The sequence below is a fragment of the Candidatus Competibacter denitrificans Run_A_D11 genome (assembly GCF_001051235.1).
Taxonomy (GTDB): Bacteria; Pseudomonadota; Gammaproteobacteria; order Competibacterales; family Competibacteraceae; genus Competibacter_A; species Competibacter_A denitrificans.
This window is the reverse complement of the sequence record NZ_CBTJ020000108.1, coordinates 1-19820: the sequence shown is the minus strand read 5'-3', so window position 1 is coordinate 19820 and position 19820 is coordinate 1. Positions and strand designations below refer to the sequence as shown.

Sequence of the window (19820 nt, the reverse complement as noted above, 5' to 3'; positions counted from 1 at the left end):
TGACTGGCGATGGCCCAAAACGGGCCACGTTCGCTGGAACGGAACGCGCTGATCGCCATTGCCCGGGGCGACGCGGCCGAATACCAACGCTTGTTAAACGTCCTGGATCGGCGTAATGCCCTGGGCCTTCACGTCTTGCATCACCCGCAAGGAGACGCACGTTGAACGCCCCTTACTTCCTGATTGATCCGGCCACCGGACGCTTGGGCTTTACCGCGACCGGTCGTGAGGCGCTGGGTCCCCGCTTTGCCCGTGCAGGCATTCGCCTGGAAACCCTGAAAACGCTTGAGCAAGCGCGCGCGGCGGCCCGTGCGGTCACGCACCAAGAACTATGCGCCTTGGCAGCGACCCTCAAAGGTTGCGATGCGCGGCTCGATCAGGTGATGGCTGCGTTGCCGGAGTGGCAGAGTTAATGCGCCTCAAACAATTCGCGCAACAGAATGGCTTCGCGAACCCTTTGTAAGGCAAGGTTGGCGTTCGTGCCGGTGAGTTGCCGGGTCTCGATGAGTTGAGACAACCGCACCTCGATCCTGCGTAAGGTATCGAGTGACGAGGTTTCGCAATACTGCTCGATTTTCCACAATTCCATCGTGTGCTCCTTTGATCTCTCAAAAAAAGGAGACGCCGCGTCCCCTGGGGACGTGGACGTCCCCGGTGGGGTTTTGGAAAAAAAACAGGTTAGACGGACGATCTTTTTGATCTTGGAGACCCCCCGATTGGACGAGACAGACGCTTCACAACGGTTCTATCACCGGGATGCAAACGGCGCGTTGACTTGGACGGCGGAAGGGTTGCGAACCTTTCGCCGCCGCTTTGCACGCTTTGGCATCCAGATTGAAGTCCTCCAAACCTTCGCGGACTACCAATTGGCGTAACACGCGATCCGGTTGCGGTGTCATGGCGATAAACGCCGCCTCGTCGAAGGGGGATTGGGGCGCTGCGCCCGCAGGAGGGCGACGTGAAGGACGCAACCCAGAACGGAACACGCCGCCTAAGTGCGCAAGACACCAAAAGGCCGCAAGGCCACCGGCGGTGCGACCCCAGGTCGTTTGCATCAGGGGAACGACCCCACAGGCTGCCACGATGCACAGCGTCAGGGGGTTCGCAAAGCGCACCCACAGACCCGTCAAGACATGCGCCGTCCGGTTCAGAACCCGACCGACGCTGATGAGGAGAACGGCGCTGATCCCGATGAGGGTCAGGCCACAAGAAACGCGCAAGCGCCCCAACAGGAGGCCCGCGATCAAGAGAGGACGTACAAGATGAAACATGGTGTGCTCCTTTGATGAAAAAAAAGGACGCACCACGCCCCGTCGGGGGTTGCACGTCCCCGTCGGGAAAATAACCGTCATGACCGATCTACGCCGCGTTCCAGCCCGAACGCGACGCCCGCGGCCCGTAGGGCGGATTTTACCGGGTTACCCCCACGTCACCCCGGATACTCGTCCGTGAATGAACACATCTCGCCGGGCGGGCGAGACCGGTTCAGTGAGCGTTGTCGAAGGACTGAACCCCTCCGCCGATTTTTTTCTGTTGGATCGGAGAACCAACGTGTCATGCTCCCCGTTTCGCAGACGGAGCGCTCTGCCCCCTCTTTTTTGAATAGGTGCGGGGAAACCTATGGAGTGAGTACACTATCGCGCACGTCGCCCAGGTCGTCAAGATGGCCGCGTGCGCCGGTTTGGAGGAAAAACACCCATGCCGCTCAACGTCTTTCGTCTCCCCCGATCAGCGCGCCCGGCGCGTGAAGCGCAGCCCCCCGTACCGCCGCCGTGGCCGCCGCTCGACGTGACCGCGCCCCTGCTGCGGCGGGTGGTGGCCTGGTTTGCCCCAGACGACCCGGATACGGTGCGGCTAGCTCAGGAAACGGCGACGATTTTGTTGCGTGCGAGTCCCTGCTTTCTGGATGCTACACGCGCTAATCCGACCCCGACGGCCTGGTTTGTGGCAGTGCTGGATCTCTTGGAGACGCTGCCGGAGCCGTTGCCCGCATCCCTGATGCCCGCCGACCTCCCTTGGCGGTATCTGATCTTTACGCGCCTGGCCGTCGATGCCTTGGAAGGCGCCTACGGCTTTCTGGGCCAACAGCAGATCGCTACCCAGTGTCCGCTCACTCGCCTACCCGATCCCAATCCGGCCCCGCGGCGTCTGGCGCCGCAATCAGTGGGGCCTTTGAAGATGCCGGGCCTGGGGGCCTTGATAGTCGGGGCGTGCTTTTCAGAAGACGGTCAACGCCAAATTTATCGCGCCCACGCCGCTGGCGTGCCGTGGTCCGATACGACGGCTTTTTGGGCGCAGTTCCAGCCGCTCCCTTCGGAAAGCCCCGCCCCACCCACGCCCGTTCACGCGCCGCCCGTGTCTTCGTTGGACGCTACGCCGGTACAGGAAACCTGCCTTAGGCCCGTGGGGTCGGACGCGGCGGTTGCGGTGTTGGAGACGCCGCCGGTCGTCGCAGGCCCCTCTGCCCACGATCCTCTGGGTGCCTTGACGGGCACGCGGGAGCCGACTCCACTGCCCCGTCGTCCCCGGACACGCGCAGAGCGATCCCGTCGGGCCGCACGTCCGCTCTATCGCAACCCACCGCCGGGGGACCTGGAAACGCGCTTATGTGCGGCGGTGCGCGCCACGCTGGAAAAACTCGTGTTGAGTTCCGCGTTCAATCATCAAGCCGGGGCGGTGTGGTTTAGCGGGGAGGCGTTTTGGGTGGTGGCGCAGACCTTCGCCCAGCAGCTCCAAAGCGAGGCGTCCTGCGATGACCGCTTGGCCTGGCCGCAGCGTCGCACGCTCTACCGCCGCCTGGCGCGTCAAGGGCTGGTGCTGTTAGAGGGGCGTGAGCCGATCTGGAAGCGGTTTGTCGCCGATCCCGGTCGCCAGTACCCGCGCCTGATTTCGGCGCTTAAGCTACCCGCTAGCCTGTATGCAGACGCCCATCGCGTCCCAGTCTATCAGGGGCGGCTGTTGCCAGGGCCGCCGCTCTAATCGAGGCCGCGCGGCGAGGGCCTTTCTGGCTTGCGCAGGCGACTATCCGGCGCATTCGTGTGATCTCGCCTCACCACCGACGGCGTAGACGGCTTTTTGATGCTGCTTGCCCGTGCCTAGAGCCGTGGCATTCTGGTCTTATTGATTGACCTCAAGCAGCAGATATTAAGAGAATCCTAACCAAAGATAGATAACAAGGTTGCAGAGAGGGCCGCGAAAGCGGTCGGTTGGTCATGGGGATGATGGTAGAGGCGCAAGGAAAGATTGAATCGCACCGAGAATCTGGGAGGCTGCTTGTTGTGAGTCAAGCCATCATGGCAGACTCATGGCGTTGTTGATAATAAGCGGCTTCCGCCTCAGCAGGTGGCCGGTAGCCAATCGGTTCGAGCAGCCGACGATGATTGAACCAGTGAACCCAAGTCAGGGTAGCCCATTCGACGGCCGCCAGGTTCTTCCAGGATTGTCGATGAATCACCTCAGCCTTGTACAGTCCGTTGATGGTTTCAGCGAGGGCGTTATCGTAGGAATCGCCCACGCTGCCGACCGAGGGTTCGATTCCGGCCTCGGCCAAGTGCTGGGTATAGCGGATCGAGACGTATTGCACCCCACGGTCGCTAGGGTGGATCAATGGCTGGAACGGCCGACGCGCGTGCAAAGCCTGGTCTAACGCATCCAGCACGAAGTCAGTACCCGCCGCACGGGAGGCTTTCCAACCGACGATAGATCGAGCAAAGATGTCGATCACGAAAGCCACATAGATGAAGCCTTGCCCCGTTGAGACCTACGTAAAATCGGCGACCCACAGCGCATCGGGACGATCCGCCGTGAACTGGCGGTGAACCCGATCCAGCGGGGAAGGGACATTGCGGTTGCTGAGGGTGGTTTTGATGGACCGGCCCCGCCGTACCCCTTTCAGACCCAGCCGCCGCATCAGTTGTTCTACAGCGCAGCGCGCTACGATAATCCCTGCACGCCGCAACTGCCACCAAACTTTACGGGCACCGTAGACTTGAAAGTTCTCTTCCCAAATCCGTTGGATCGATTCACACAACCGTTCATCACGTTGGGTTCGGGTGGGCCTTCGGCGGGGATCGACCCGTCGGGCGGCGTGCCAGTAGTAGGTCGATGGGGCAATCGGCAACACCTTGCAGATCGGCTCGACCCCATCAACGCCACGGTGGGTGTCGATGAAGGCGTTCATCGTTTGGATGGGCGGTCGAGCGCCGCCTGGGCAAAATATGCCGATGCCTTGCGTAAAATCTCGTTGGCCTGACGCAGTTCCCGCACCTCGCGCTCCAGCGCCTTGATCCGTTCTCGCTCGGCACTCGTCAACCCCGCTCGCTCGCCGTGATCACATTCGGCCTGCCGCACCCAACGCCGCAGCGTCTCAGCCGCACACCCGATCTTCATCGCCACCGAACAGATCACAGCCCATTGCGATTCGTACTCGTCTTGATGCTCTCGCACCAGCCGAACCGCACGCTCTTTCACTCCCACTGAAAAATTCGTCGCTGTCTTCATCGCTCCATCCTCTCAAAGGTCGGAGCCTCCGACAAACCCGGGGCGGTTCAGATCGACCATTTCTTCAGTTTTAGAGACGACCTTGGTGCGGCGACGGAAGCGAGCGAGGAAGTGGCGGATGTTGCTGTTATCTTGCTCAATGGGGACGGTGAGGTGCTTACCGGTCGTCAATTGTGCGGCGGGAATCAAGCGGTGGTAACCGGGCCAGTCGTCGGTAATGAATCGTTTGCCCTGGAGACCGATCCGGTCAAGCAGCTTTTGGCAAGTGGCGTCATCACGGCCACCCAGCACCCAGGCCAGGGTTCGCCGACAGTCAGGGTCATACGCACGCCAGACCCAAAGCTTGGCGGTTTTTTTTGAGGAAATGCCACATCTTATCCAGCGTCACCACCACGGTTTCTCCTGCGACTTCCGGGATGGGCAGTTTCCGCGCCTCCGTGCGCACCCACTTCAACACTGCCACATCGCTGACGTGCAACAGGCGCGCAATCGAACAGAAACTGACATTCCCCATCGCATAGAGCAACACCACCAGTGCCTTCATCGCCGCAGGCTTCCCGCGTGCAGGCGTTGCCGTAAAGTGATAGCCGCACGTTTTGCACCGATACCGTTGCAAGCCCCGTACACGACCACTCTTGACCGACAAATCACTTCCGCACCGCTTGCAGCCACCGCTTTCCATCCCTCATCTCCCTTCAATTCAGCCTTTCACCCCTATAATATAATATTGTAACTATCTTAGGTTAGGACTCTCGATATTAAAAACCAAGAAGTCAAAAGTAGTCAGTTGATAAAATTGCTAAGATCAAAGGCTACATGTCGTAAAATTCTGAAGCAAGCATCTAAATCGAATTCTTTAGGAAGTTGGCATCGGAGTCAGCCAATTGCAACGACAAAGAACAAAAGCTTCAGTCATCCCGGTTTTTACTCTAGAAGCTACGCTAAAGCGTAAGATACGCTTGCATTTTACACGCTTGGGCTTCAGTAAGAGGCCTGATGGAACGCTCGTTTGTCCTGCCTCAAGTAAAGATTCAATCCGTCAACTACATCATATTCAACGCGACGAACGCATAGAATCAGCTACGCACCTTCTATCAGAGTTCTTACCGGGTGCTTTGCGTTATTTTGCCAGTGGTAGCGAGATTGATCCGGCCATGATCCGTTTATCGCTGATACGGGTAGAGGCGAATACATTCGAGTCGAGCCTTTTCCGAACTGCAGCTCTTACATGGTCTGTGCCCGTTTCGAATGGCTATGGCCGCCGTCTGCGGTATCTTGTATGGGATGATGGGCATGATCGGCTCGCTGGAATTTTTGCGCTTGGCGACCCTGTTTTCAATCTTTCGGTGCGTGACGATCTTATTGGATGGACTTCCAGTGAGCGGTCTAGCCGATTGGTTAACATACTAGACGCCTATGTCCTCGGCGCTGTCCCTCCCTACAACATGCTGTTAGGCGGCAAGGCAATCGCATGTCTTGTCCGTTCGCGCGATATCTATGATGCTTTTGCAAGCACGTATGGTTCAACGACCGGCATTATTTCAGGCGAAGAGAAGAGTGCTCGTCTGCTAGCTGTGACGACAAGTTCCTCAATGGGTCGTTCATCAGTTTATAACCGCCTGAAACTCGATGGAGTGAGCTACTTCGAATCTATCGGTTACACGGTCGGCTGGGGACATTTCCACATCACCGACGAATTATTCGAGCAGATGCGGGAATATTTACGCTTATCAAAACATCCTTATGCTGACCACCACCATTTCGGTGAGGGTCCTAATTGGCGTCTGCGAACTATCCGAGTGGCGCTCAAGCAACTCGGAATCAACGAGGCTGTCCTGCGACATGGTATCCGAAGGGAGGTGTTTTTCTGCCAGCTAGCAGAGAACGCTCGGAAAATCCTAGCCACAGGTAAAGGGAAACCCGACCTTTCGACTTTGAAGACAGTTGATGAAATTTCAGAGATGGCTCGTAGACGGTGGATCGAACCTCGCGCTTTGAGGCGAGAAGACTACAAATCTTGGAGCCGCGACGACATTCCCCGACTAATTCGAGGCTTACCAACAGGAATGTCAAAGGTTAGAACTGCATAATGTAGTTAGGCGAGGATCAGGATGGATCTAGCGGAACTCCAAAAGAAACTACTGCAGCAATATACGCAGCTACGCGATTTACGGGCGACCGAGAACTATCCCGTTTACGTTATTGAACACGGGCTGACTGCTGAAGAGCTTTCGACTGCCAAAGTACTTCTTAACGCTAGCTTGATTTCGAATAGGCGTGCGAGCAACGCTTTCTGGTTATTATGGATCGTTGCTGCCGCAGAGGTCGGCTACCACTATAATGGAGGCGAATACTGGGATTCCTTTGATAAAAATTTTCCTGACTGGCCTCGATTCGGCGATCGCGATCGAATCCGCAAATGGTACCAGCAGTTCAAGTCCCAATTCAGTGGACTCGCTCCCTCGGGGCCATGGGCACAGCAGTTTCCGATTATTGCGTGGCCGATCACGCAAGCGATTTTGCCGAAATATTTGCAGCGCTATTTTGCCGATCATCTCTACGATCTTCGCCATATGCTGGTCCGAAACAGCGAACTTACCCTGGGAGAACTCGGCGAACTGCTCAGCGAAAGATATCATGGCGGTTCTTCTCGGTTTGAAGGTTTTTTGCAGCAAAAAGCGCTGACAGCCCGGATCGTTATGGCGATGCGTCTCGAAGACGTCGAGGACACCATCTCACCGATCGAGAAAACCACGCTCCAGCGGATCCTTGATGATCTCGACAAACTCGGTTCTTTAGGCACTCGGCTACGTGAAGTACGCGGCGTTCTCCGTGAGATTCATTTCATCAACTCCTATAGGTCGGGGTTTGTACCTAAGACAAAGGCTACACAGAATAACGCACTCATCCCGGTCACTCATCTGGAAAGACCTCGGCTACTGGCACGCCAGATCGGCGAGATGGTATGGAATCTCACGCTGGCGCTTCCCGACCTTGCAACAGTCTTGCTCAAAGCTGGACTATCGCCTCGCGACCCTGAATGCTCTCAAATGCGTTTTCGTTCTTACGGTCAGGGAAATACATGGATGCCAGGAAGAGCTTTGTTCTCTTACAGCGGCGACTCGGAAGAACCGCTCGCGACATATTTGACCACCGATCTCACGGTCTTCGAATTTGATCGTCCAGTAGAGAAGATCATGGCCGCTCTACGAGATCGATTGGTTTTTCCAACAGCGCCGTTACGGCTCCTGAAGGTTCGTGCAGACGGTACGGCGGTTGAAGTCGCGGGACGCCATGTCAGGGTAAACCAGTCTTATATCCTTGTGGCTTCCGGGCCCATGCCTACCGAAACCGTCAAAATCCTCGCGCTTGCTCCTGTCCACACAAAGACAGCAGCAACTCATGTTTGGCACCTTTCTGTTCCTGCGAGATTGGATTCCACAAAGATCGCCGCGCTACGAACTATCGGGCTCGGATACACGCTAGGCATACGTGCCGAGCCATTGGGTCTGACGGCCCGGTGGGATGATGTGGACGAAACGTTGGTTTTCCTCGACTCCGAGATTGCCATGTTCCACCTTATGTCGGATGTTGCGGTGCGCGAGTTCCAGATCACAATGGATACACGCCCGCCAGTACGCCTGGCACCGGCTGCGGTCGGAAATACGCTTGTCGCGCTCGGCAAGCTTTCACTAGGTCGGCACCGCGTTTCAGTATCTGCGATTGGTGCTGCCAGCGATGGTGATATCGCTGCGGAAGAAATTCTCATTACCGTCCGCCCCGAGTTGCCGTGGCAAAAGGCAGCATCAGGAAAAGCGGGTGTTGCCCTCATGCTTGAACCGCGAGACGCCACCCTGGATCAGCTTCTCGACCATGCTGCTATCCTTCGCGTTTCGGCTCCGGCTGAGCGTACCGTCAAACTTAAAATCCGCTTCTACGGCGCAGACGGAATGCTTTTCCATCAAGAACTGGTCGGCCGTTACAAAACGCCTGTCTCCGATGAGAGAGTGTCCGCATGTTTCATACAAAAGCTGATCTCCGATGCGCAGGTCGAGCATGTGGAGCGGTCCGCACGGATTGAGGCGCTTATATCGCTAGACGAGTATGGCTACGAAAGCGTCGTATTCGACAAGGACGTTGAACCTCTCCGATGGTTGCGGGTGGATGAACGCACCATCCGGCTCTCCGATGATACCGCTGAAACAACGCCTCCCTCTGTAAGGCAATACGACCTCAATTCTGTTGAGATCAGTCATGACGTGGATTATCAACAGGCGTTGGTGGGCATCGAACTCCATGGAAAGGGAGGCCTATTGGTCGCAAATCTCAATGGCCATGAATACGAAACAGTTGCGACGACCCTTCAACGCCAACTGTCGAACTTCAGTGATCTCGGTGTTCCAGCCCGAGTATCTGCTGGCGAGCAGCATCTCCCGGCAATCATCAGCGCTTTGAAACTTTGGCGAGCCGCTCGGAGTCTCATAGGCCCCATGGCCTTTCTGGCGCGGCGCAATGCCATGCGCGCTCTTAAAGAAGCCCTCGAGCTATTTTTATGCGGCAATAAGTGGATCGTGGATGCGGGCCAGGTACGCGCCGGTGCGTTGGAAATTGGCGCCCTCTACAAGCAGGTTTATTTCTCGCATGGGTTCGCCGCAGGTTTGCGTGTCTACGATTGGCAATATGACACCGATGCAGCGGCTGCGGAGTCCGAGTTCCTACGGCTGATTGATGCTTATAAGGTTCCGGATGCCAACGCCTTTTACCATCTTTGTCTGAAGCTGGCGTTTCAGCCGCATGTGTTGAATCCTGTCGACCTTCCATCAGGGGATGCACTCCATAGCCTGCGAAACTCCGCACTGATCCGTGGGGCATATTTTGCGCGGCTGGTGGCTGATCTGCGGGCAGCAGGTACAAGATCGGAGGCCGCATGACCGGAATTGTCATGCTTAGCCGCGCCGATTCTCTTCAATGTGTTGCTCGTTCATTGGGGCTCCCTGGCCCAGCAAATCTTGACAATGCGCTTATCGCTCAATCCTTGCGTAGAACCGTATTCATTGCCGCACCTTGCTCCGCAAGAGTTGCGTGTGCGCTTGTCGTCGATGCGCTCAGGCCGCTGGTCGACGATCCCGAAGAACTAAGGATGCGTGTCGATGACGTTATCGACAGTCTGATTGCCATGGGCGATCTTCTGGAGATGCGAAGCGAAATCACCGGGGAGACGAACCTTGTTCTGCGGCCAGCACCTCCGGCGTTCGTGCAGCGCCGCGACGGAACATTCATCGTATTGGGTGTTGCCGGAGACGAGATCACACCATCCCAGGCGCAAGATTTTTCCCTCCTCTATCGACCGAGCGGTTTGCGAACACTCGCCCCGCCCGATGCACAGCCTTGCCGGAGAATACTTCTCGATCTCGGACTCATTGAACTGCCCATGCCAATATGGCTACACGCGCCAGCGACGGTTACGGCGAAGGAATTCGTCAGATCATGGGTCGCCAAACTTCCGGACAAGCCACATCCGGAAAAAATTGAAAATCTCGAAGTCCTCGATACGAGCGTAACGACGTCATATTACAAAAGGCGATGGAGGCCGCTGAACGAGCGGCATGCCGGAATTTTTGTTTCCCGACGGCCGCAACGGTATGGCGCAAACCTGTGGTCACTTACCGAAGTTCAGGATGGGCTAGTTCACCGTTTTATTGATATTCATCCCAGGGACGTGCGCTTTCGAGATTGCGACGAAGCCTGGCGGTTGCAGGCGGCGCTCGACACGCAGGCCGGCACCCCACAGCGGGTCAAAGTTGAACATGCTGGCGAAAAGGCTGTGGTGTCCTTCACATCGCCCCTTCCGACTTGGGCGGTCAGGCGTCTTAGCTTGATTGGAGAGCGTGTGACGCCGCCGCGCGCCTTGTTGGGCTTCGCACTGCCCTCACAAAATTGCGAAGACGAATTGCGCTGGCTCGAAAAAACGCTTTGGCTGGCGCGGGATCAGGGGGGGACAGCATGACGACCGCCACAATTCAGCAAACCATCGACGATCTACGCTTGACCTTGACGCACTACATCGAGGCCACATATCACATCAGCCACCCTGTACTCGTCGATCAACGACGCGAACTGTTGAAGCAGATCGGCGGCATTTATCAGACCCCCTATCTGGAATCCACACCCCGGTATCAAAGTGCCAGACCCTATACCGAGATCGACAATTTGCCGTCCGCGGTACTGGAAGCATTACGCGCTCTTTCCGACACAGGCGCAGGCAAGCCAATTATCTACAATAGGCCCTATCTGCACCAACTGGAAGCTCTGCAAGAGATTCTCATTAACAACCGGAACCTCATGATTATGACGGGGACCGGCTCCGGTAAGACGGAATCCTTCCTTCTGCCGATCCTAGGCAAACTCGCTATCGAAGCCCGCGATCGTCCGCAAGGCTTTTTGAGATACAACGCGGTCCGCGCGCTGGTGCTTTACCCGATGAACGCGCTCGTCAATGACCAACTCGGACGGCTGCGCACTATGTTCGGTGATCCGCGTACTGTTGCGCTGTTTGAGAATTGGGCGAAGCGGCCTGCCCTGTTTGCCCGATACACGAGCCGCACGCCCTATGCGGGTCTGCGCACGGCGAAGAAAGACGGCAATCGCCTGGCATCAATCGGCGAGTTTTTTGGCGAGATCGAAGACGCGAAGCGACGCTACGAACAGAATTCTTCCGGCGATGAGGAAAGGCGCGCTGTTGAACTTTTTAGTACCCTAAAAAAGCGGGGAAAGTGGCCCGCGAAGGAAAGCGTGTCCGACTGGCTGGGCAAAGCGCCGACGCCGTGGGCGAAGCGTGCGATCCGCCGCCCCCACGATGCGGAACTGCTTACCCGCCATGAGGTTCATGCATCGCCGCCCGATCTTCTAATCACCAACTATTCAATGCTCGAATACATGATGATGCGGCCCATCGAACGCCGTGTCTTCGATTCAACGAAAGCCTGGTTGGAGGCGTGTCCAAACGAGAAGTTTCTTGTCGTTCTCGATGAAGCGCATCTTTACCGAGGCGCACAGGGTGCGGAAGTTGGACTGCTGATGCGCAGACTGCGTGAACGTCTTGGTGTGCCGGCCGAAAGGTTCCAAGTCATTTGCTCGACCGCGAGTTTCAGCGAGGAAGGTAAGAAGAATGCTGGCACGTTCGGCGCACAACTCTCCGGCGTCCCGACAGAGTCCTTCGTGCCGATCCGCGGCGAACTCTTGCTACGCTCCCCCGCTGTCACTGGAACGGCGGCCGACGCCGCCGTCCTAGCCGCAGTTGATCTCGATCAGTTCTATTCCGCGGAACCCAAGCAACAACTGGCAGCGATCGAGAGCTTTCTAGCGTTCCGAGGCCTTCCTTCCCAGGATGATGTGGACGCAACACTTTATATGGCGTTACGTGATTATGGGCCGTTCAATCGACTCGTCAACGAAACCATGGTTGCCGCAGTATCCCTCGCCGAACTGCCGGTCATTGTGTTCGATGCTACTGTTCCGGCGGATGCAGCAGAGAAGGCCGCCAGTGTATTGCTGGCACTTGGAAGCCGCGCGCGGGAAAAGCCCGGCGAAGCGAGTCTTTTGCCGTGCAGGATACATTCGTTCTTCCGAGGGCTGCCGGGCCTATGGGCGTGCATGGATTCTGACTGCCCGGACGCATCCGCAGACACACAAAGTCCGGCCGGGAGATTATTCGCCCAGCCGCACGAAAGATGTAGTTGCGGTGCGCCGGTTCTGGAATATTTTACATGCCGTCATTGCGGCACGTCCTATGCGCGCGCCTACACAAACGATGTAGCGCAGCCACGCTATCTGTGGGCCAAGCAAGGAGAGAAAATCGAAACAGCTTCCGGGCTTCTGGAAGGTTTGCATCCGCTCGATCTTCTTCTCGAGGAACCGCCTGCGGAGGATCGTGCCAAGGCGGCCTACTACGATCTGGTATCGGGCCAACTCAATCCGGACGAGCTAGGAGAGAAATACCGTACTGTTTTCCTTGCGCCCGAGAAGCCGGTCTCCTCCGACGCACAGGACTCGGCCCGTGGCGCGCGTCCGGGGCAGTTCGCTCCGTGCGCCTGCTGTGGCCGGTCGGCCGGATATGGACAATCCAGCGTTCAGGACCACCAGACCAAGGGCGATCAGCCGTTTCAGGCGCTTCTGGGATCTCAGCTTCGAATTCAACCCCCTGGTCCGCAACAGCAGACCTCCTTTGCGCCGTTGCGCGGACGCAAAGTGCTCATCTTCTCGGACTCCCGGCAGGTGGCGGCACGCCTTGCCGGCACATTACAAAACTACTCGCTGCGCGATGCGATACGGGCGCTTCTGCCAGTAGGTTACGAGATCCTGCGCGGCGATCCTGATTTCTCCAAGACGCTTGTGCTTAACCATGCCTATCTGGCCGTGCTGGTGGCAGCGCATAAACTCGGCGTTCGTCTCAGACCTCAACTTGGCGATGCGGAAACACTGTCTGAAGTGGAAGGGGCAAGTCCCGGACCGGCTCCTGCCGGTTTACAACTGTTTCACCTCCATAACTCATTGTCGCGCTGCCCTCAGCGTCTGATGCAGGCCATTTTTGACGCACTCAAACACACTAACATGGGGCTTGATCTGGAAGCGCTGGCGATCGCGACGGTAGGCGAGGCTCCTGCTCACTCGGCCAAAATTACCAAGCTTCCGAATTTGCCGGGCGTCGCTGAGACCGACGAGGCCAAGCTGGCGGTCTGTCGCGCGTGGCTGCGATGCTGGACGCTTGATCCGGGCATCTGGTTTTCAGACATGCCCTGCTCGTGGTGGAACGACCGGGTGACGTCTCACAAAGGAGCGTTCACCGCCATGAACCGCGTGATCGTCTCGGCGCAGGCGAGATCGGTGTTCACGAAGCAGTGGCTTTCCACCCTCATGACCATCTTCACCGAGCAGACGAGCGGGGGCGGCCACAGGTTGCTTGCCTCGAAGCTCTCTCTTTACTTCGGCGGTCAATGGCGGCGCTGCAACAGTTGCAAGTCCGTCCATCGTTCCGTCGGAACCGTCAGCACATGCATTGACTGCGAAAGCCCTGATGTAAGCGACTTCGATCCTGATACCGATGAGGTTTACCGCGCACGCCGGGGCTTCTACCGCGACCCTATAGCGTTGGCGCTCCATGCCCAAGCCCCGCAACTGATGACCATCATCGCTGCGGAGCACACTGCGCAACTTGGCGCGGCACAGCCGGATGAAGCCTTCTCTCACGCCGAGCGACACGAAATACGGTTTCAAGATATCGACGTTGCATGGAGGGATAGCGACCGGCCCGGAGATCCAGCTATCGACGTGCTCTCAAGCACCACAACCATGGAAGTCGGTATTGATATCGGCGAACTCTCCGGTGTGGCGCTTCGGAATATGCCGCCAGGCCGCGCCAACTACCAGCAGCGCGCTGGGCGGGCCGGCCGACGTGCCAATGCAGTGGCCACAGTCGTTGCATTCGGCAGCGCCGACAGCCACGACGATCACTATTTCACCGATCCTGGGGAAATGATCCGGGGCAGCGTGATTGATCCGCGCCTCACGCTGGAAAATCCAGAGATCGCCCGCCGCCATTTGCGCGCCTATCTGCTCCAACGCTATCACGAAGACCGTATCCCCGGACCATCTCCCGGCGCCGATCCCAATCTGTTTTCTGTGCTAGGCAAGGTTGGGGATTTCAAGACCTACGGATCGGTGCTCAATCGCTACGATTTCGCAAAATGGCTGGAAGATCATGCTCAGGACCTCGCTCAAGCAGCGGATCGCTGGTTGCCGAGGGAACTACCGACGAACGACCGCCATAAATTAATTGCGGAAATGGCGATGGACGTAACAGCCACCATCGACGAGGCTATAGATTTTAGGCAGGGAGAGGACGAAGAAGACAAGCCCGTCGAGGACAAAGAAAAATCTGACGATCAGGCCGAAGTTGAGATCACGGCCGAGCCGGACGACAACGGGCGTATTGTCGATCCCGCTACTGACAAGCTTTTGGATCGGCTGCTCTATCGCGGCGTGGTCCCTCGCTATGCCTTCCCCACCGACGTTGTGGCGTTTCACGTCTTCAATCGCGATCAGTCCACACCGTTCAGACCGGTTATTGACTATGCGCCTACTCAAGGTCTCACGCTGGCGCTATCTCAATATGCACCGAACAAACAGCTCTGGATCAACGGAAAACAATACACATCTAAAGCCGTATATTCTCCATATCCCAACGACCGGTGGATCGCTTGGGGAAAACGCAAGCTTTATTTCGAGTGCAATGTTTGCTCGCATGCCAAGACGGAGGTTTATGTAAAGGAACGCGAGAATGCGACAGAAAACTGTCCAGCCTGCAACTCGTCCAGTTCTTTCGGACCTGCAAGGGTTTGGTTCCGTCCTGTCGGCTTCGCCCATCCGATCAACACACCGCCAGAAACGGAGCCTGATGCGCCGAACGAAACCGCGCGGGCAACGCGCGCCAAGCTGGTCATGCAAACCCCCAAGCCCGACAAAGGCTGGGTTCAAGTGTCCGACCGGGTGCGCGCTTTTAGGGCAAGAGAATTTCTTCTCGTCTCGAATACCGGCATCGACGGAGACGGCTATGATTATTGCCTCGCCTGCGGACGAATCGAGTCGTCAGCCGCCCCCGATGAACTTCTTTCGCAACCACACGCAAGACCGTTTCGCGACAATAAAGACGATCCATGCCCCGGAGGGGCGGCCAAGCGTCATGTCATGCTCGGCAATGATTTCAAAACTGACATCGCGCTGTTTTCGCTTCCGCTGACGGATCCGTTCCGATTGCTTCCCGGCAGTATTGAGGCTGAATCCGCGCTTCGAACTGTATGCGAAGCTTTAGCTAAAGCAGCATGCCAGACGCTCGATATCGAACCAGGAGAGGTTCTTGCAGAATATCGCCCCGCTTTGACAGAGAACGGTACCAGTGGCCATGAAGTCGAAATTTTCCTCTACGATACGTTGTCAGGAGGGGCCGGGTTCTCAACCGAGTTTGTCGTCCGCGCTTCCGAACTATTCGAACGCGCCCAGAGTCTGCTTGCAAGTTGTCCGGAAGGCTGCGATGCGTCCTGCTATCGCTGCCTGCGAAGCTTCCGCAACCGGATGGAGCACTCTCTCCTGGATCGCAAGCTGGGTATTCAGCTCTTAGAACATGCACTCAATGGCGGATATCCAGCCTATCCGCCCGAACGTGCGCATCGCTCTCTCGATCTACTAGCCCGCGATCTTGAACGCCAGTACAGGGCAGAATTTTCCTTTGCCCGAAATGTGCTACGCAATGACGTTACGGCCGGTATCGTCCTTATCCCTATAGTTGCAACACGTCTGGCGACAGGTGCAGAAACGTGGATAGCTCTGTGCTCTCCGCTAGCCCCAAATATTCCTAGCGACCTCACACTCCAAAAGCTCAGCCCTCAAGGACTGGCGATACTAGAGTGTGCCAATGATCTTATCATTCGGCGACATCTACCAGATGCAATTTTGCGGCTTCAGAGTAACTTAAGATAAGGCGAGCTATTTTTAATTTTATAAATAAATCAAAAATTTAATTCACTATAAGCCAGGCTTAGGGAGATTCAGCAAGGTTGTGAAGATAGGCGGCTAAGGCGGCTAAGATGTAAGCACGGTGTTGACGGCGCTGCGAGGGCGTCACCATCGACGGAGTAGACTGCTTTTTGGTGCTGCGGTATTTCGGGATCACGAGAAAACCGTCAGCGTTGCACAGTTACCGAGTTTTTGGCGTCTCGCAAAAATTGGTAACGACTATGGATATGGAACTGAAACACGGGAGTTTTGGTTGCTTGGCCCATCCGGGAAAAGGATGCGTTATCTTAATTCATGAGCACGCGATTAAAGAGGCTCCGGTTCGCAGGAAAAAATTGTTGTCTGACCACGAAAAAGCCCTGCTGGAGAGCGATGAGTGGTTGGATGTGCAGCAATTTGAATCCGATTGTTTTAATTACGCGATGTTCGACTTTTAGGCGATTAGGCTCGCAAGTTGGAGGTTTGAACGACCGATTTGCAGGTTGATGAACAGACCCAAGGTGTGGGCTAAGATTTTTCGAGTGATGCGATGGGTCAAGTGCCAAGCATCCCGCGCCCAGATTTTCTCGAAATGGAACTGCCCGGTCAGTTGACCGATGACGGTTTCCACGCGGCGGCGGGTGCGTGTGAGTTGCCGGACAGCCCAAGCGGGGCGAGAATCGGGCATATTCACCCGCAGCGGGGTTTGTAGCTGGATGCCGAGGGTGGCCAGCTCGGCCTGAAGGCCGCTGCTGAGGTATCCCTTGTCGCCGATCACCATGCCTTGGAAATCCTCGGTCAACTCCCACAACGCCTCACGTTCATCGCCTGTTGCCGAGGTCACCGTACAAGCGGTGATCACGCCGTTGAGGGTGATGAGCAGATGGCCGTGAAGTCCGTAATAATACTGGCCTTTTGCGGCACAATAACCTAAATCGGCGACTTCAGGGAACAACCGGCATCGGGACATCCGGGTCAGTGCACAGACCGGCAGGGGGCAGCCATCCACCAGACGAAAAGGGTCGCTCGCCGCACCCAACTCCTTCAGCAGATGCTGATGAAGCCGTTGCTTGACTGGCCAGAGATGAGCGGCTTGTTGAGCGAACGTAGTTCGTGCGCCTCGTTGTGGAAACCACGCCCCCCAATGACGACGAAAATACGTCCAGAGGCCCACATCGGTATCCAATCCCAGAAACTCACCGACCATCTCCAGCGTGATCACTTCACTATCGGCTCACTTCGGGGCAAAGCCCCGTTGGCGCAAGCGCCGATTTCCCAGCACAGTTTCCAGATGGTCTTCTACCCAGCAAAACACCGTGATGATAAAGTCTTCCAGCGGCATGGCGGCCTCTTCGTGCGGTTGAGGTGGTTGCTTCCTCTCAGCTTAGCTCAGACCCTCATGCCGCTTCAGCCTGCCCTATCGCTTTACCTCCCTTCGAAAAGTCGAACATCGCGTTTTAATTGGAAAGATTTGGGATTTGGAAATCTTAACAATTGGCTGATAGCCCTTAAAGAAGCCGCCAAAGGCGCGAGCCCTACCAAGTTGCCATTTTTCGACGAGATCGGACCCTAAGAAGACGGGCGGAGCCGAAAACCGTCTGGTGATTTAGGGAATAGTAAAAACAGCGACCCGAAAAATCCCTGGCTTTTCCCAAAAACCTTGGAGATCGACAACGCGGACTTTGGGGTGGGTCACGCGGGGATTAGAAGGACAAAAGGAATCCACCGGGGAAATCCGGCGGCCCTTTTTAAAGATCTTTAAGAGAGGATCTTTTGGACCCTCTTTAAACGAGGTCGTGGCCCTAAACACGAAGTACAGTTCAAAGCGTCGGCCGTGATACCGCCCTGTGCAACCGCCTGCCTGCGTGCCACACGCACAGTCTGCCAGATAAACCCCTGGTAAATCGATCCAGGGAGCGGCCTGGCTGGGCAGGGGGGTCACCAGGAGAAGGGCTAGACCCAAGAGCCTCGCTACGCCCCAGCGGGTGCCAGCGATCTTCGGGCGGATCGTTGGAAAACCCCATGTCTTGTGAAGACGATCCTGGCTCTTTAGAAACCGCATCGGTTATTTCTCCGGGAGCGGCGCTGACGATGACGACGCGGATCGCGCCTGTCCGCAGCGTTGGCGGTGACCACACTGGCGGCATAAACCCGCAAAGGTTGCGCCCAGCGGAGTTGCCAGCCCCTCCCGCAAGGTCCAGTAGCGACGGTGGAGCTGAATGACTTGCTCTGGCGTCCACAAGGATACCCGCTCATACCGGACCCCAGCAGGAGTCACCAAGCGAAGGTATCCATACTCTGCGAAGGACTGATGACGAAAGCGCGATTGACTTTGCAGTAAGACCCGATAGGTCGACACTTGGGCGATATCGGCGTCATACACTGCCACACGACGGCGGCGCTTGGTATCCACGACGACAAGGGAGCCGGTGCGCAGGCGATAGACTTGATCGGGCGTCCCGCTCAGCGCCACGGGATGTTCACAACGAAACAACCGCTCACTGGCGATCAGCGTCGCTGTTTTCAGCACGTCGGGCATGTGTTCGCGTTGAAGCCAGGCGGCACGCTTTCCCCGGCGTCGGCTCAAAAGCACCAACGCGAACCCGATGACAAGCGCTACGATCAGCCAGGTTCCGTTGCTCATCACACGCTTTCCTTTGGGGCGATTTGAAGGACCCACCGGCGGATGAATCGATCCAGAAGCCCGCGCACGGCTCGCGACGCGCGCGGCGAATGAATTAAAAACCGGGCCAGCGGTGGTGAGCAGGCATAGTAAAATTGCACCCATCTCTGACCTATCCGCGTGGGCTGTAAGACCTGATCGCGCCACTGGCGCAACGCCTCGGTCTGCCAGGCCGTTTCCCCGTACACCGCAGACGCGATAAAACAGCGCCGATCGCGGGCGACCCGCGCGCGCCGACCTTGATAATGCCGTGCGAGACGGTCGTGGTGCGCGTGCTCCGCTTCTCCGGCCGCCGCTAAGCGTTCCCGCTCCGGGGGGCGTTGCTTGCCGTGTTGCTGATCCAGTAACAGTTGTTGTTCGCAGCGGGCCAGCTGCGCAAGATCCGAGACGCTCACTGGGCGATGATCCGTTTCAGCCACGAGAGGACTCCTGGGGCGTGTGCTGTTCTAGGTGGTTTCGTAGATCGGTATTGGCCGCAAAGCGTGCCTTGCCTTCTTTGCGGCTGGGGTGGGGTTCAGCGTCGAAGGCGGCTTGAAAGACCACCCCACAGTCGCCGCGCCTGCGAGCGCGCCACCGGATTCGGTAGCGTAGCGAGTTGCTGCTCGATCCAGCGCAGATCTTGCGGATGATGCGGGACCTCGCGGATATGCCCGACGGGTTCATCCGATTACCGGCCCGCCGCCGCCTTGGGGGGCGTTATCCAGCCCGCTTGCGCCAGGAGATAGGTTTCACGGTCGAGAATCTGAGGAATCGGCGGGCTGGGATCGCGCAACGCCCGCAGGGTCGGTTCGCCCGGTGCACCGATGCGGCACTGCGTGCGCGGCAGATCATAGACATACCGAAGCCAACTGGTGAGGGCCAACTGCGGCGGACAGACGGATTCGTTCGGATCGGGCACGAGAGTCACTGCCCTCGTCATCAGCGCCTGTAAGGGTTCGGTGTTAATGCAATAGCGCCAGACCTGGTTGCGGGGCGTTTCCCAGAGGACATCGAAGACGCCGTGGTGATACGAACGCGCGGGTTGGAGCTTGGCCGCTTGGCGGTGGGTGAGGCCCAGTCGCCAGACCAGTTCAATATGCAGCGCAATACG

At 57.1% G+C, this 19820-nt stretch carries 15 protein-coding genes, 3 pseudogenes and 1 other annotated feature; of the genes and pseudogenes, 8 read left to right on the top strand and 10 right to left on the bottom strand.

The features are described 5' to 3' along the window. Window positions 1-9 precede the first annotated feature (9 nt). Complete coding sequence (locus BN873_RS20560; protein WP_171820513.1) at window positions 10-165, top strand: hypothetical protein; 156 nt, start codon at window positions 10-12, stop codon at window positions 163-165. Continuing rightward, window positions 162-413 carry a hypothetical protein gene (locus tag BN873_RS16795; protein WP_048676500.1) on the top strand — a complete coding sequence of 84 codons (252 nt, stop codon included), beginning with the start codon at window positions 162-164 and terminating at the stop codon, window positions 411-413. Before BN873_RS20560 ends, BN873_RS16795 begins: the two co-directional genes overlap by 4 nt. Here the strand turns inward: BN873_RS16795 and BN873_RS16790 are convergent. Then, a complete protein-coding gene (locus BN873_RS16790; protein WP_048676498.1) occupies window positions 410-589 on the bottom strand; it encodes a hypothetical protein in 180 nt (59 codons plus the stop codon). The two genes, BN873_RS16795 and BN873_RS16790, sit on opposite strands and share 4 nt — an antisense overlap. A 145-nt stretch (window positions 590-734) precedes the next feature. Beyond that, the gene (locus BN873_RS16785) at window positions 735-1271 is read right to left on the bottom strand and encodes a hypothetical protein (RefSeq protein WP_048676496.1); all 537 of its coding nucleotides are present in this window, start codon (window positions 1269-1271) and stop codon (window positions 735-737) included. Between the two features lie 427 nt (window positions 1272-1698). On the opposite strand from BN873_RS16785, the gene BN873_RS16780 reads away from it, so the two are divergent. After that, entirely contained in the window at window positions 1699-2979 is a 1281-nt protein-coding gene (locus tag BN873_RS16780; RefSeq protein WP_048676494.1) for a hypothetical protein, read from the top strand. Between the two features lie 304 nt (window positions 2980-3283). Here BN873_RS16780 and BN873_RS16775 read toward each other — a convergent pair. The 4 genes and pseudogenes from BN873_RS16775 to BN873_RS21460 form a co-directional block, all read right to left on the bottom strand. Further along, window positions 3284-4500, bottom strand: a pseudogene (locus BN873_RS16775) (IS3 family transposase). Next, window positions 4106-4222: a sequence feature (AL1L pseudoknot), on the bottom strand. It overlaps the preceding pseudogene by 117 nt. Before the next feature lie 12 nt (window positions 4501-4512). Beyond that, a complete protein-coding gene (locus BN873_RS19150; RefSeq protein ID WP_242434460.1) occupies window positions 4513-4800 on the bottom strand; it encodes an IS1 family transposase in 288 nt (95 codons plus the stop codon). A 19-nt stretch (window positions 4801-4819) separates the two neighbouring features. After that, entirely contained in the window at window positions 4820-5044 is a 225-nt protein-coding gene (locus BN873_RS20185) for a hypothetical protein (protein ID WP_139031763.1), read from the bottom strand. 36 nt (window positions 5045-5080) lie between these two features. Then, window positions 5081-5182, bottom strand: a pseudogene (locus BN873_RS21460) (transposase-like zinc-binding domain-containing protein); the annotation flags it as partial. A gap of 202 nt (window positions 5183-5384) precedes the next feature. Here BN873_RS21460 and BN873_RS16760 point away from each other — a divergent pair. From BN873_RS16760 to BN873_RS16740, 5 genes are all read left to right on the top strand, one after another. Continuing rightward, window positions 5385-6590 carry a Druantia anti-phage system protein DruA gene (locus BN873_RS16760; RefSeq protein WP_053085434.1) on the top strand — a complete coding sequence of 402 codons (1206 nt, stop codon included), beginning with the start codon at window positions 5385-5387 and terminating at the stop codon, window positions 6588-6590. 21 nt (window positions 6591-6611) lie between these two features. After that, the gene (locus tag BN873_RS16755; RefSeq protein WP_048676486.1) at window positions 6612-9431 is read left to right on the top strand and encodes a hypothetical protein; all 2820 of its coding nucleotides are present in this window, start codon (window positions 6612-6614) and stop codon (window positions 9429-9431) included. Beyond that, a complete protein-coding gene (locus tag BN873_RS16750; protein ID WP_048676484.1) occupies window positions 9428-10507 on the top strand; it encodes a hypothetical protein in 1080 nt (359 codons plus the stop codon). Before BN873_RS16755 ends, BN873_RS16750 begins: the two co-directional genes overlap by 4 nt. Continuing rightward, a complete protein-coding gene (locus BN873_RS16745) occupies window positions 10504-16032 on the top strand; it encodes a DEAD/DEAH box helicase (RefSeq protein ID WP_048676481.1) in 5529 nt (1842 codons plus the stop codon). Before BN873_RS16750 ends, BN873_RS16745 begins: the two co-directional genes overlap by 4 nt. 257 nt (window positions 16033-16289) lie before the next feature. Next, a complete protein-coding gene (locus tag BN873_RS16740; RefSeq protein WP_139031762.1) occupies window positions 16290-16505 on the top strand; it encodes a hypothetical protein in 216 nt (71 codons plus the stop codon). Here BN873_RS16740 and BN873_RS16735 read toward each other — a convergent pair. From BN873_RS16735 to BN873_RS20550, 4 genes and pseudogenes are all read right to left on the bottom strand, one after another. After that, window positions 16502-17389: pseudogene (locus BN873_RS16735) on the bottom strand (IS982 family transposase). The gene BN873_RS16740 and the pseudogene BN873_RS16735 overlap by 4 nt on opposite strands. A 723-nt stretch (window positions 17390-18112) precedes the next feature. Next, a complete protein-coding gene (locus BN873_RS16725) occupies window positions 18113-18691 on the bottom strand; it encodes a PD-(D/E)XK nuclease family protein (RefSeq protein ID WP_048676474.1) in 579 nt (192 codons plus the stop codon). Further along, window positions 18691-19149: a CFI-box-CTERM domain-containing protein gene (locus BN873_RS20555; protein ID WP_048676470.1), complete on the bottom strand. Its 459-nt coding sequence runs from the start codon at window positions 19147-19149 to the stop codon at window positions 18691-18693. The genes BN873_RS16725 and BN873_RS20555 overlap by 1 nt, the downstream gene beginning before the upstream one ends. Before the next feature lie 248 nt (window positions 19150-19397). Then, the coding region (locus BN873_RS20550) for a hypothetical protein (RefSeq protein WP_048676466.1) at window positions 19398-19820 on the bottom strand (423 nt) is incomplete at its 5' end.

Bases quoted from the DNA above. Each gene is read 5' to 3' on its own strand.
- BN873_RS16790 (WP_048676498.1), bottom strand. From the start codon at position 589: ATGGAATTGTGGAAAATCGAGCAGTATTGCGAAACCTCGTCACTCGAT.
- BN873_RS20185 (WP_139031763.1), bottom strand. From the start codon at position 5,044: ATGAAGGCACTGGTGGTGTTGCTCTATGCGATGGGGAATGTCAGTTTC.
- BN873_RS16745 (WP_048676481.1), top strand. From the start codon at position 10,504: ATGACGACCGCCACAATTCAGCAAACCATCGACGATCTACGCTTGACC.
- BN873_RS20560 (WP_171820513.1), top strand. From the start codon at position 10: ATGGCCCAAAACGGGCCACGTTCGCTGGAACGGAACGCGCTGATCGCC.
- BN873_RS16780 (WP_048676494.1), top strand. From the start codon at position 1,699: ATGCCGCTCAACGTCTTTCGTCTCCCCCGATCAGCGCGCCCGGCGCGT.
- BN873_RS16740 (WP_139031762.1), top strand. From the start codon at position 16,290: ATGGATATGGAACTGAAACACGGGAGTTTTGGTTGCTTGGCCCATCCG.
- BN873_RS16755 (WP_048676486.1), top strand. From the start codon at position 6,612: ATGGATCTAGCGGAACTCCAAAAGAAACTACTGCAGCAATATACGCAG.
- BN873_RS16725 (WP_048676474.1), bottom strand. From the start codon at position 18,691: ATGAGCAACGGAACCTGGCTGATCGTAGCGCTTGTCATCGGGTTCGCG.
- BN873_RS16750 (WP_048676484.1), top strand. From the start codon at position 9,428: ATGACCGGAATTGTCATGCTTAGCCGCGCCGATTCTCTTCAATGTGTT.
- BN873_RS16785 (WP_048676496.1), bottom strand. From the start codon at position 1,271: ATGTTTCATCTTGTACGTCCTCTCTTGATCGCGGGCCTCCTGTTGGGG.